Origin of the sequence: Nocardiopsis sp. NPDC049922 (assembly GCF_040660275.1) — a bacterium.
Taxonomy (GTDB): domain Bacteria; phylum Actinomycetota; class Actinomycetes; order Streptosporangiales; family Streptosporangiaceae; genus Nocardiopsis.
Window position 1 is genome coordinate 1 of sequence record NZ_JBFAME010000001.1, and the last position, 12,758, is coordinate 12,758.

The following is a 12,758-nucleotide window of genomic DNA, read 5'->3' on the forward strand; positions in this document are numbered from 1 at the left end:
GTTCGATGACGCGCTTGCGCATCGAGTCGACGATGGCGGCGTCGTGCGTCGCCATCACCACGGTGGTGCCCGTGCGGTTGATGCGGTCGAGCACCTTCATGATGCCGATCGAGGTCGCGGGGTCGATGTTTCCGGTGGGCTCGTCGGCCAGCAGGATCTGCGGGCGGTTGACGAACGCGCGGGCGATGGCCACGCGCTGCTGCTCACCACCGGAGAGCTCACCGGGCATGCGGCCGGCCTTGCCCTCCAGTCCGACGAGCTCGACGACCTCGGGCACGACCTTGCGGATGAACCTCCGGGGCTTGCCGATGACCTCCAGCGCGAAGGCGACGTTCTCGAAGACGTTCTTGTTCGGCAGCAGGCGGAAGTCCTGGAAGACGCAGCCGATACGACGGCGCAGGTGCGGCACCTTCCAGTTGGACAGGCGCGCGAGGTCCTTGCCGGCGACGTGCACGCGTCCCTTGTCGGGCTTCTCCTCCTTCAGCACGAGCCGGAGGAAGGTCGACTTACCCGAGCCCGAGGGGCCGACGAGGAAGACGAACTCGCCCTTGTCTACGTCAATGGAAACGCCGTCGAGCGCGGGGCGCTTCTGGGTCGGGTAGACCTTGGTGACGTTGTCGAAGTGGATCACAGGCGCATCACAAGGGTCTCGAAGGTATGGGCACCCGCGTCGAAGCGTGTCTTCCCGCGGGATCGTACCGGCCGCATGGCCAACCGACAGTGTATTGGGGGGCGCGGCCCGGATTGTCCAGATCCCGGCACGCCCGCCAGATCGTGGCCCCGCCGTGCGACCGCCCCGAGCATATCGGAGGTGTCAACCGATGGTAACGTTCATATATAGCTGTTTCGGTAAAAGTGCGGAGTCACCCTCATCACCTTTGGGACACGAATCACGGTGATCACACCGGGATCCGTACCGCACCCGAGCCCCATCCGCACCGCTCGGCACGGACGGGGGCGGGGGGATCCGCCGCGTCCCCGCCCGCGGGCGGGGACGTCCCGCGGGATCAGCCCGACTCGCCGTTCCGTTCCCGGCTGCGCATCCAGCGGATCTCCGCGTCGATGAAGTCGTCGATGTCGCCGTCCAGGACGCCGGTGGTGTTGCCGGTCTCCGCGCCGGTCCGCACGTCCTTCACGCTCTGGTAGGGGTGCAGGACGTAGTTGCGCATCTGGGTGCCCCAGCTGCTCGTCGACTCACCGCGGATCTCGTCCAGGGCGGCCTGCTCCTCCTCCCGCTTACGCGCCAGCAGCTTGGCCTGGAGCATCGACATCGCGGTCGCCTTGTTCTGGAGCTGGGACCGCTCGTTCTGGCAGGAGACGACGATGCCGCTCGGCAGGTGGGTGATCCGCACCGCCGAGTCGGTCGTGTTGACGCCCTGGCCGCCGGGTCCGCTCGACCGGTACACGTCCACGCGCAGCTCGGTCTCGTCGATGTCGATGTGGTCGCTCTGCTCCACGACCGGGACGACGTCCACCCCGGCGAACGAGGTCTGCCGCCGGTTCTGGTTGTCGAACGGCGAGATGCGCACGAGGCGGTGCGTGCCGTGCTCCCCGCGCAGGGTCCCGTAGGCGAACGGCGCGCGGACCGCGAAGGACGTGGACTTGATGCCCGCCTCCTCCGCGTACGAGGTCTCGAAGATCTCGGTCGGGTAGCCGTGCCGCTCGGCCCAGCGCAGGTACATGCGCTGGAGCATCTGCGCCCAGTCGGCGGCGTCCACGCCACCGGCCTGGGAGTTGATCGTGACGAGGGCCTCGCGCTCGTCGTGCGGGCCGTTGAGGAGCGTGCGCACCTCCAGCTCGCCGATCTCCTTGCGCAGCTGTTCCAGCTCGCGGTCGGCCTCGGCGCGGGTGTCGGCGTCGTCCTCGGCCTCGGCCAGCTCGTAGAGCACACCGAGGTCGTCCAGGCGCTGCCCGATCGAGCCGAGCTTGTTGACCGTGGACTCCAGGCTGGAGAGCCTCCGCGTCACCTTCTGCGCGTTCTCCTGGTCGGCCCACAGTTCGGGGTCGGCGGACTGTTCACGCAGTTCGGCGATCTCGGTCCGCATCGCGTCGACGTCCACCACGGCGGTGACGCTCGCGAGGGTCGCCGCGAGCTCCTTGATTTTCTCTGCTGGGTCCAGTTCTGCCACGCACCCAGTCTAGGGCGTATGCGGCGGACACCTACCCTGCTGCGCGTCGCCCCAGCGGCACCCTCGCTGCGTTCTCATCAGTCGACAGCCAACCCGGGCTGACTCCCTCTTCGGCCTTGCGAGTTCACCACTGGATACGCCGCTCGCGACGGGCAGCGTCCACCGCACACGCCCTGGGCGTATGCGGCGGACACCACCCCGTCGCGCGTCGCCCCGGCGTACCCAACGGGCCCCGTGTTCGTCGTGAACACGGGGCCCGTCAGAGCTCACGCGGCGGTCAGTCCACCAGGGAGCGGATGGAGCGCAGGGCCACCGACAACGTGGCCAGGTCGAACCGCTCGCTCTCCTGGATCTCCGACAGCGTCATCCCGACCCGCTCCACCTGGTCGCGGTTCTGCTCGGTCCAGGTGCCGAGCAGCTCGGCGGTGGAGTCGGTGTCGGCCGACTCCAGCACGCGCGCGGTGAGGTCGGCGTGCGCGGAGTACAGGTCGTCGCGCATCGAGGACCGCGCCATCGTCCCCCACCGGTCGTCGCGCGGCAGGTCGATGATCCGCTCGCGCCACCAGCTGAGGTTGACCCGGTCGGCCAGCTCGAAGTACAGCTCGGCGACCTTCTCCACCGGGCGGCCGGTGCGCTGGGCGATCTCCACCAGGTCCAGCGTGGAGTAGGCGGGCACCATGACCGCCACCTGCTCGGCCAGCTCGGCGGGCACGCCCAGGGCCGTGTACCGGTCGCGGCGCTCGACGTAGGCCTCGCGGTCACGCCCCCGGACCAGGTCGGGCAGGCGCGGCAGCACCTCGCCCACGGCCTCGGCGAAGTAGCCGATCTCGCTGCGGATGTCGAACGGGAAGCTGCGGTGACGCAGCAGCCAGCGGGCGGAGCGCTCGGCGAGCTTGCGGGTCTCCAACAGCAGGACCAGCTGGCTGTCCACGGAGATCACGTTCTCCAGCTTCTCGACCTCGCCCCAGTACTTGCGCAGCTGGAGGACGTTCTGGACCACCAGGTAGGCGCGGGCGATGTCGGCGGCGCTGGAGCCCAGCTCCTCGTTCAGCCGGAAGGCGAAGGTCACCCCGGAGCGGTTGACCAGCTGGTTGACGACCTGGTTGACGATGATCTCCCGGCGCAGCGGGTGCGAGGCCACGGCGCGCGCGAAACGCTCCGAGCGCAGCGGCGTCGGGAAGTACTCCGTCAGGGTGTCGGCCAGGTAGGGGTCGTCGGCCAGGTCGGACTCCCCGATCTGCTCCTTGAGGTCGATCTTGGTGTACGACAGCAGCGTCGCGAACTCGGGGCTGGTCAGCCCCTTGCCCGACGCGCGCCGCTCCGCGATGACCTTGTCGGAGGGCAGGTCCTCCAGCTTGCGCTTGAGGAGCTTGGCGCGCTCCATGTGGCGCATGTACCGGCCGTGGACGTGCAGCATCTCCGTGGTCTGCTTGCGCGCGGCGGCCAGCACGGTGTTCTGCGCGTAGTTGTTGTCCAGGACCAGCGAGGCGACCTCGTCGGTCATGTCGATGAACAGCCGGTCGCGGTCGTCCTTGGTCAGCTCGCCCGCCCGCACCTGGCGGTCCAGCATGATCTTGATGTTCACCTCGTGGTCGGAGGTGTCCACACCGGCGGAGTTGTCGATGGAGTCGGTGTTGATCCGACCTCCCTCGCGGGCGTACTCGATCCGGGCGGGCTGGGTCAGGCCCAGGTTGCCGCCCTCGCCGACCACCTGCACGCGCAGCTCGTCGGCGTTGACGCGGACCTGGTCGTTGGCCTTGTCGCCCGCGTCGGCGTGCGTCTCGGTGCTCGCCTTGACGTAGGTCCCGATGCCGCCGTTCCACAGCAGGTCGACGGGCGAGGTCAGGACGTACCGGATCAGCTCGTCGGGCGTGACCGCCCGGACCTCCGGGTCGATCCCCAGGACCGCCTTGACCTGCGGGGTCAGCGGCACCGACTTGGCCGAACGGGGGTACACGCCGCCGCCCTCGGAGATGAGGTCGGGGGTGTAGTCCTCCCAGGTGCTGCGCGGCAGCTCGAACATCCGCTTGCGCTCGGCCCAGGACGCGGCCGGGTCGGGGTCGGGGTCCAGGAAGACGTGGCGGTGGTCGAAGGCGGCCACCAGCTTGATCTGCTTGGACAGCAGCATCCCGTTGCCGAACACGTCACCGGACATGTCGCCGACGCCGACGACGGTGAACGGCTGCTCCTGGACGTTCACGCCCATCTCGCGGAAGTGGTAGGCCACCGACTCCCAGGCGCCGCGCGCGGTGATGCCCATCGCCTTGTGGTCGTAGCCGACCGAACCGCCGGAGGCGAAGGCGTCGCCGAGCCAGAAGTCCCGTCCCAGGGAGATCTCGTTGGCGATGTCGGAGAAGGTCGCGGTGCCCTTGTCCGCGGCGACCACCAGGTAGGAGTCGTCGCCGTCGTGCAGGACCGTGCGCTCGGGGTGGATGACCTCGCCGTTGACCAGGTTGTCCGTGACGTCGAGCAGGCCGCTGATGAACTGCTTGTAGCAGGAGACGACCTCGGCCATCACCTGGTCGCGGGTGCCGTTCTCGGGCAGGCGCTTGCAGACGAAGCCGCCCTTGGCGCCGCTGGGGACGATCACCGAGTTCTTCACCATCTGGGCCTTGACCAGGCCGAGGATCTCGGTGCGGAAGTCCTCGAAGCGGTCCGACCACCGCAGGCCGCCGCGCGCGACCGACCCGAAGCGCAGGTGGACGCCCTCGACGCGGGGCGAGTACACGTACATCTCGAACCGGGGCCGCGGGTGCGGCAGGTCCGGGATCTCCTGCGGGTTGAGCTTGAGCACCAGGTACGGGTGGTCCTGGTAGTGGTTGGTGCGCAGGGTGGCGCGGATGGTCGCGGCGTAGGCCCGCAGGATGCGGTCGTGGTCCAGGCTGGCGACCGCCTCCAGCTCGCCCTCGATCTTGCGGACCAGGGCGTCGGAGCGCTCGTCGCGGCCGGCGTCGGGCTGGTCGGGGTCGAAGCGGGCCTCGAACAGCTCCAGCAGCAGGTTGGCGATGGAGACGTTGGCGCCGAGCACGTCCGCGATGAAGTCGGGCGTGAACGTGGACCCGGTCTGGCGCTGGTACTTGGCGTAGGCGCGCAGCACGGTGATCTGGTGCCAGTCCAGCCCCGCGCGCACGACGAGGCGGTTGAACCGGTCGGACTCGCACAGGTCGCGCCAGGAGGCGTCGAAGGCGTCCTCGAACAGCTCCTTGAGGCGTTCGGGGGCCAGGTCGGAGGCGGGGATCGGGCCGAGGCCGAAGTCGTAGATCCACACCCGGCCGACGTCCTTGACCGTGATGTCGTAGGGCCACTCGTCGACGACCTCGACGCCCAGGTGCTCCAGGACGGGCAGGACGCGGCTCAGCGAGATCGGGTCGCCGATCCGGTAGAGGCGGAAGCGCCACGCGTCGACGTCCGGGTCCGGGCGGTACAGGCTGGCGCCGAACTCGCCCGCGCGCCGGTCGGCGTCGGTCCGCGCGAGCAGCTCCTCCAGCTCGCCGACGTCGGCCGCCGCGATCTCCGGGGCGTTGTCGACCCGGTAGGCCTCGTTCATGCCGCTGGCGTAGCGGTCCTTGAGCTCGGTGGCCCTGGTGGGGCCGAACTTCTGGGTGAGCGCCTGGTCGAAGTCGGTGTCCCAGGAGCGGGCGGCCAGGCGGACGCGCTCCTCCAGGGCGACCTGGTCGATGTCGGCCAGGGTGTGTCCGTGCTGGGCGCGCGCCACCAGGTACAGGCGGGCGAGCGGGGCCGCGCCGACCATGACGTTGTGGTCCATCGTCGCGCCCTCGAAGGCCTCGCCGAGGGCGCTCTGGATGTCCAGGCGCATCCGGGTGCTGTACTCGTCGCGCGGCATGTACACGAAGCAGGACATGTACCGGCCGCCGTAGGGGTCGCGGCGCATGAACAGCTTGGTGCCGCGCCGGTCGCGCAGGCGCAGGACCCCGCGGACGATGTTGTACAGCTCGTTGGACGGGATCTGGAGGAGTTCCTCGCGCGGGAAGGTCTCCAGCAGCTCGATGAGGTCCTTGCCGTCGTAGCTGTCGGCCTCGAACCCGGCCAGCGCCAGGACCTCGGCCTGCTTGCGGCGCATGATCGGGATCTGCGTGATGCTCGCGGTGTTGGCCTGCGGCGTGAACAGGCCGAGGAAGCGCCGCTCGCCGACGATGCGGCCCTGGGCGTCGAACTTCTTGACGCCGATGTAGTCGAGGTACTTGGGACGGAAGACCGTCGCGCGGGAGTTGGCCTTGGTCAGGACCAGCACGTAGGGCTCACGGGCCTTGGCGCGGATCTCCGGCGGCAGGGCGGCGAAGCTCGTGGACGCGGGGGCGTCCATGCGCAGGATGCCGAGCCCGGAACCGGGCTGGGGACGGAGGGCGTCGTCGCCGTTCTCGTCGGTGACCAGGTCGTACTCGCGGTACCCCATGAAGGTGAAGTGGCGGCTGGCCATCCAGCGCAGGAAGTCGACGCTCTCGCCGATCTCGCGGGGGTCCACGCCGCCCGCGACGAGGCGGTCGGGGTAGGCGGCGAGCTCGTCGGCGATGCGGATCACCCGGTCGCTCATCTTGGCGGCGTCCTCGTCCACGTAGCGGACGTCGCCCAGGACGCTCTCGATCCGGGTGGTGATCTCCTTGATCCGCTCGGGGTCGGTCTGCCGGTCGATCTCGATGTGCATCCACGACTCGTCGGTGGGCAGCAGGCCCTCGCCGCCGATCTCCGGGTCGATCTCGCGCAGGACGCCCTCGATGTCGCGGCCGACGGTCATCTGGGGGTGGATGATCAGCCGCGCGCCCGCGCCGAGCTCGTTCAGCGCCATGGTGACGGACGAGACGAGGAAGGGCGCGTTGTCGGTGACGATCTCCAGGATGCTGGTCTGCTGCTCCCAGCCGTGCTCCCCGACGGTGGGGGTGTACACGCGGACCTTGGCGCGGCCGGGGACGCGGTCGGCGCCGAACGCGCGGTGGGCACGGGCGATGCCGCAGATCTGGTCGGGGCTGCGCCCGGCGATCTCCTCGGGGTCCGTGTGGCGGAAGTAGAGGGGGAGGAATCGGCGGACGGCGTCGGCTTCCTCACGACTCACCCGGGGTCCTGGGGACCACCGGGTCGCCGCGTCACTGAGCAGCTTCTGGAGGATGACGTCGGATTGCCCGGACATATGGCTCTCTCACTCCTTTGTGAGCAACGTCGCACGAGCTTCGGAGGACACCCGGTCATGTGACCTGTGAACTTCCGTGCTGGGTTGTGAGTTTCCGTGAACCCTCTCGGCCGTGAGGGAGGCACGGGGATGGTGGTTGGGCGTGGGCCTGTGCGCACAGGCTGAAGGTCGGCGAGGTGTCGGAACGCCGTTGTTCCGTCCCCACCCGCAGACCAGGCTACTGGTTTTCGCCGCAGAGAACAGGACCAACACCGTTACGCGGTGGTTACATACTGTTAGGAATGGATTGCGGCTGTCCGTCCCTCCCCCGGTGAACACCCCTGCCGGGCGCACGGGTGCGAGGGGGTGTCAGGGCGCCGTCGCCTCGTGGACGGCGGTCATCACCGCGCGCGGGTCGGTCAGGTCCTCCAGGACCGCTGTCGCCCCCGCCTCGCGCAACCGTCCCTCGGTGGTCGATCCGGTGAGCACCGCGATGGGGACCGCGCCGCCGATCACGGCCGCGCGGATGTCGGGGACGGAGCCGGTGATCAGCACGGTCTCCTTCTCCGTGTAGGTGTGGCCGCCCTCGCCCGCCGCGTGCAGGCGGATCGACTGGATGAGGCTGGACTTGGGGTAGTTGACCGACCCGAAGCCGCCGATCGACAGGTCGAGGTAGGCGTCCAGGCCGAACGCCCGGAGCTTGGCCGTGGCGGTCGCGCGGGTGCTGCCGCTGACCACGGTCTGGACGGTGTCGGGCAGGCCGCCGACCGCCGCGAGCGAGGCCACCGCGCCGGGCATGAGGCGGCCCTTGGCGGGGAGTTCGTCCACGCGCTGGGCGAAGGCGTCCTCCAGGGCGGCCAGGAACCGCTCCAGGGAGTCGGTGTCGGGCTCGACGTCGGTGTCGTTGCGGGCGCAGAACTCGAAGAACATCTCCGAGTCCGTGCGCCCCTCGGCGGAGGTCAGGTAGACGAGGGGGTCGCCGGTGACCCGCTCGAAGGCGTCGGCGTAGGCGGCCCGCGTCACGCGCCCCGCGTCGAGGAGCGTGAGATCGACGTTCCATAGCACCAGGCGGCTGATGGCGGGCTCCTCGGGGGTGTCGGGGACGAGGGACGCACCTATCTTGCCGTATGGGTGGTTCAGGCGCGCGGGGCCTCCGCCGCTACCAGTCGGGCGAGGGAGACCCACTCGGCGGCCCCGAGGGGGAGGAAGCCCAGCTCGGGGTGCTTGGAGTCGCGGATGGCCGCGCCGGTGGGCAGGTCGGCGACCTCGACGCAGTTCTCGTGGCTGGTCGAGTAGGAGGACTTACGGAACGCCGGGGACACCTGGGCGACCTCCACGCAGTTCTCCTGCGCGGAAGAGTGAGAAGACTTGTAGAACTCCAGCAACATGGTCAGGCTCGCTTGTCATGCTCGGCGGCGATGGAAACGATGAGGTCCAAGGACTTCCGTGGGTCTAGCGCCAGGTTGTGGACACCGTCGAAGATCAGCGTATGCCGGTCCACGTACTCGCCATCCTCCACGTACAAGGACTCCACACCTGTGGAGATACTGACGATCCCCGGCTCGGGGCTTGGGAAGTCAAACAGCGCGAAGGCTCCATCCATCGCCGTATGGGCTCCGGCCTCATTCGGAAGGACCAGGACCGTCACCTTGTAATGCGCCGCCATCCCGGCCAGGAATCGCAGCTGCTCAGCCATCACGATGTGGGACCCAACCACACGCCGCAACGCTGCCTCATCTATGACAGCAATGAACGTGGGCCCATTGGGGCTGTCCAGCACAGCACGTCGAGCCATCCGAGATGCCACCTTGCGCTGGATCGTGTCAGCGGGCACAACCTGACTGGCCTCGAACACAGCCGCTGCGTATTCCGGAGTTTGGAGGAGGCCAGGGATCAGAAGGGACTCATACGAGCGGATTCGGACAGCCTCAGCCTCCAGGTCAGGCAGTGAGCCAGGGAAAAGGTCAGCGTATTGGTGCCAATCGCTGCGCCCGCGTGCTTCCTCGGTCAGACTGAGAAGGTGCTCCCGTTCCTCCCCCTCCACCTCGTAGAGGTCCAGCAGGGCCTCCACGTCCGTGCGCTTGGGGAACTTCCACTCGTTGCGCTCAGCCCGTGTCACCTTGGTCGCGGAGGACCAGCCCAGCCGCTTGGCCACCTCAGCGGCGGACATCCCACTGTCACCGCGAAGGCGCTTGAGAGCGGCCGACAGCCGACGCCGCCGCACACCGGGCGAGTGCCCACCAGTCACGGAAAACCCCATTCCACGCAGAGTCTGTGCTCAGCATCGTAGTGGCCTACACCATGATCGAGATTTTTTAGCTCGAACACATGAATCCACTTGTTATTGAGTTCGGACTCAATCATACTGGACTCAGTCGCACACCCCTACCGGGTGGCACCTCCTCTGCGTTAGGAGTTGACTCCATGGCGTCAACGACCGTGTCCAGCGCCGACCTGTACACCGAAGTGGTCCAGGTGATCCGGGGAGGTGAGCCCGACGACGACGGCATCTCCCTCGCGGGCCGCATCTCTCCCCTCACGCCCACCTACAACACCCGCACCTGCGCGTGTTCCTGCATGCCCCTCCCGCACAGCCTGTGGGAGTTCCTGGAGAAGCTGGACCCCTACGCCGACGACAGCGGCGTCTGGCTGCGCATCCTCCGCGAGGACGACGACGGCACGGACCTGCCCGAAGGCGCGACGCTCATCGACTCCAGGCGGGTGAGCTACCGCGTCACCTGAATCCGGCATCCGTGCCGTTGGGCGACGCCACCCTCATCCGGTGGCGCCGCCCAAACGCACGGCCACGGGACACTGCCCGACTCAGGCAACCGGTGAGCCCCCGCCGGGAAGGATCCCGGCGGGGGCTCAGCGGATGAGCGGCCGTCTACACGCGGTGTTCCCAGGTGCCGAAGCGCGTCCGCACTCGGCACTCCTCGCCCGACGTGTCGACCGCCAGCGAGAATTCGTCCAGCTCGGGCCAGCCCTCCCCCGCCAGGAGTGCGTGTGTCTCGCGCAGACGCTCCGCCAGGGGCGTGGGACCTCCGCCGTGAACCGAGCCGTCGGGCCACAGGTACGCCCAGGAGGAGTCCGGGGCTCCCAGGTACACGATCCGCCCACGGTCCCCGTTGAAGGGACGCACTCCCGTGCCGATGCGCACACCGGGGAGCATGAGCAGGAACCTGACCAGACGGTCGTCCGTGACCAGGTCCTCCGGGGTGAACGGCACGACCCGGGTCGTCTCCGACTCGCGGCCCATCCCGGGAAACTCCCCCACCGGAACGCGCTGGGTTCGGTCTCGCATGAAGTACGCCTCGCACACGAACGGCCCCGCGGCGCTCTTCGGCCCGGTCTTGCGGAGGGCGGCGACGGGACTGGCGTGGGAGCCGGAGTAGGGCCCCCAGGGCACGATGAGCGACGCTTCCGGCCTCGCCTGCTCGATCCACGCGGGGGGAACCCTGCTGACGGCACAGGTGGCGATCACGGCGTCGTAGACGACATCGTCGGGCACCTCGATGCCGGGTACCACACGCACACCGCTTCCCGAGAGGCGATCGCGGGCGTGCGCGGCGACGTCGGGGTCGATCTCCAACGAGGTGACGTGCCCGGTCGGGCCGACCAGGGAAGCCAGGATGGCGGCGTTCCACCCGGTCCCGGTTCCGATCTCCAGCACCCGCATACCGGGTTCGACCCCGGCGGCCTCGATCATGTCCGCCATGAGCTGCGGGGCCGACGAGGAAGAGCTCGGCGTGTTGACCAGTCCGCTGCCGCCGTCGTTGGCCTGGGTGACCACCGAATCGTCGTCGTACACGTAGGAGGCCCACCGCTGCGGGTTCGCGGTGCGGATGAGGGGCAGCCCCTGCGGATCCGGCCAGACCAGGTCCGGGATGTAGTGGTGCCGTGGGTGATCGGCGAACGCGGCGCGGATGGCGTCGGTGGTGTCGAGTCGGCCCGTGAGCTCGACGTGCATCCGGCCGATGTCCGTCATTTCTGTACCTTCCCGGTACCGTCGCGCCGCTGGCAGGTGCGGACTTCCTTGTCTTTTCCCCAACCCCCCTTCTGCCCGTCCGAGGTGAGGACGAAGCTTCCGGTTCCGCCGCATGCGGCACAGTCGACCTCGGCCATGGGGGGTGCTCCAACTCAGGTCGTCGGTGGACGCCGTCCTCTCGGGGCGCGACCCGTGTGCTGCGCACGTGGTCGCGGTGAAGCCAGGGGAACCCGAGGCGGACGGCAGATCCTGCTCGCTCACACCAGTTGAACGGCAATGGATGACGTCAGTCAACGGAATGGATCGCATCAGTCGCGTACGGTGAGCCCATGCGGGAAGGAACCGAGCGCCTGCGCGAGGAGTTGGCCCAGACCCTGACGCGGGACGGCGACCTGCGCACGCCCGCCTGGCGGGCGGCGGTGGCGAACGTCCCACGAGAGGTGTTCGTCGGCGACCGCTTCTACACGCCCGCGGACACCGCTGGCCGGTGGGAGCCGATCACGCGCGCATCCGTCGCGCCTCAGCGGTGGTTGACGATGGTGTACGCCAACACCACCCTGGTCACACAGATCAACGGAGACGACCACCCCGCACCCGGTCCTGTCACGGGCGCCCCGACCTCCTCCTCGACCCTGCCCGGCCTGGTCGTGCGGATGCTGGAAGACCTGAGCGTGCGTGATGGCGACCGCGTCCTGGAGATCGGCACCGGAACCGGGTACTCCACCGCGCTGCTGTGCGAACGTCTGACCGACGCGCGTGTGGTCTCGGTCGAAGTCGATCCACAGGTGGGCGGGCGTGCGGCCCGGGCCCTGCACAGCGCCGGTCACGCGCCCACCCTCGTCATCGGGGACGGGCTCGACGGGCACCCGTCTGGCGCGCCCTATGACCGCTTGATCGCCACGTGCTCGGTCCGGACCGTCCCTCGGGCGTGGTTGCAACAGGTCAGGCCGGGGGGAACGATCCTGGCCACCCTCACCGGCGGCCTCTTCGGGTTCGGGCTCGCCCGGCTGACGGTCTCCGAACACGGAACCGCCGAAGGCCGGTTCCTGCCTGGAACGGTGTCGTTCATGCCTGCTCGCGCGCACGCGCCCCAGTCCGTCCGGCACATACCCAGGTGGCTGACGGCGGTGACGGAGCAGGAGGAAGGCCGACCGGCGCGGTTCGGCCCGCAGGTGTTCGACGGATGGGTGGAACGGTTCGTGGCCCAGTGCGTGGCACCGACCGCGCAGAGACTGCGCATGGCTGACTCCGAGGGGCGGACGATCGACTACCTCGTCGACCTCGCCAGCGAGTCGGTGGCGGCTCTGGTCCCCGTCGACGGCGGTTTCACGGTCTATGAAGCCGGGCCGAACCGGTTGTGGGGAGCGGTGGAGAAGGCGGTCGACCAGTGGCAGGGGTTGGGATCACCGGGGCTGACGGAGTTCGGAGTGCACGCCGACACCTCGAAGCTCACTGTGACCGTGGGTAAGGGCGCGTTGACCTGGCACATCGAGGACTGGGTATGACGGAGAACGCGAGT

General features: G+C 68.9%; 9 protein-coding genes. 2 read left to right on the forward strand and 7 right to left on the reverse strand.

The window, feature by feature from the left end:
- The 6 genes from ftsE to AB0I72_RS00030 all read right to left on the reverse strand — a co-directional run.
- A partial coding sequence (ftsE, locus tag AB0I72_RS00005) for a cell division ATP-binding protein FtsE (protein ID WP_358560678.1) occupies nt 1-631 on the reverse strand: 631 nt, incomplete at its 3' end.
- Between the two features lie 376 nt (nt 632-1,007).
- Nucleotides 1,008-2,129 (reverse strand): peptide chain release factor 2, encoded by a 1,122-nt coding sequence (gene prfB / locus AB0I72_RS00010; RefSeq protein ID WP_358560681.1) that lies wholly within the window; start codon nt 2,127-2,129, stop codon nt 1,008-1,010.
- A gap of 277 nt (nt 2,130-2,406) precedes the next feature.
- On the reverse strand, nt 2,407-7,272 hold the full coding sequence (locus tag AB0I72_RS00015) for an NAD-glutamate dehydrogenase (protein ID WP_358560684.1): 4,866 nt from the start codon (nt 7,270-7,272) through the stop codon (nt 2,407-2,409).
- A 348-nt stretch (nt 7,273-7,620) separates the two neighbouring features.
- On the reverse strand, nt 7,621-8,316 hold the full coding sequence (locus AB0I72_RS00020; protein ID WP_358560686.1) for a haloacid dehalogenase-like hydrolase: 696 nt from the start codon (nt 8,314-8,316) through the stop codon (nt 7,621-7,623).
- A gap of 71 nt (nt 8,317-8,387) precedes the next feature.
- On the reverse strand, nt 8,388-8,639 hold the full coding sequence (locus AB0I72_RS00025) for a DUF397 domain-containing protein (protein WP_358560689.1): 252 nt from the start codon (nt 8,637-8,639) through the stop codon (nt 8,388-8,390).
- 2 nt (nt 8,640-8,641) lie between these two features.
- On the reverse strand, nt 8,642-9,499 hold the full coding sequence (locus AB0I72_RS00030; protein ID WP_358562750.1) for a helix-turn-helix transcriptional regulator: 858 nt from the start codon (nt 9,497-9,499) through the stop codon (nt 8,642-8,644).
- A gap of 176 nt (nt 9,500-9,675) precedes the next feature.
- Here AB0I72_RS00030 and AB0I72_RS00035 point away from each other — a divergent pair, with 176 nt between their 5' ends.
- Nucleotides 9,676-9,993: a hypothetical protein gene (locus AB0I72_RS00035; RefSeq protein WP_358560692.1), complete on the forward strand. Its 318-nt coding sequence runs from the start codon at nt 9,676-9,678 to the stop codon at nt 9,991-9,993.
- 145 nt (nt 9,994-10,138) lie between these two features.
- On the opposite strand, the gene AB0I72_RS00040 is transcribed toward AB0I72_RS00035, so the two are convergent.
- The gene (locus AB0I72_RS00040; RefSeq protein ID WP_358560694.1) at nt 10,139-11,239 is read right to left on the reverse strand and encodes an rRNA adenine N-6-methyltransferase family protein; all 1,101 of its coding nucleotides are present in this window, start codon (nt 11,237-11,239) and stop codon (nt 10,139-10,141) included.
- Between the two features lie 329 nt (nt 11,240-11,568).
- Between AB0I72_RS00040 and tgmC the strand changes: the two genes are divergently transcribed.
- Entirely contained in the window at nt 11,569-12,744 is a 1,176-nt protein-coding gene (gene tgmC, locus AB0I72_RS00045; RefSeq protein WP_358560696.1) for an ATP-grasp peptide maturase system methyltransferase, read from the forward strand.
- The last annotated feature ends 14 nt before the right edge of the window (nt 12,745-12,758 follow it).

Bases quoted from the DNA above. Each gene is read 5' to 3' on its own strand.
- AB0I72_RS00025 (WP_358560689.1), bottom strand. From the start codon at position 8,639: ATGTTGCTGGAGTTCTACAAGTCTTCTCACTCTTCCGCGCAGGAGAAC.
- tgmC (WP_358560696.1), top strand. From the start codon at position 11,569: ATGCGGGAAGGAACCGAGCGCCTGCGCGAGGAGTTGGCCCAGACCCTG.
- AB0I72_RS00040 (WP_358560694.1), bottom strand. From the start codon at position 11,239: ATGACGGACATCGGCCGGATGCACGTCGAGCTCACGGGCCGACTCGAC.
- AB0I72_RS00035 (WP_358560692.1), top strand. From the start codon at position 9,676: ATGGCGTCAACGACCGTGTCCAGCGCCGACCTGTACACCGAAGTGGTC.
- AB0I72_RS00015 (WP_358560684.1), bottom strand. From the start codon at position 7,272: ATGTCCGGGCAATCCGACGTCATCCTCCAGAAGCTGCTCAGTGACGCG.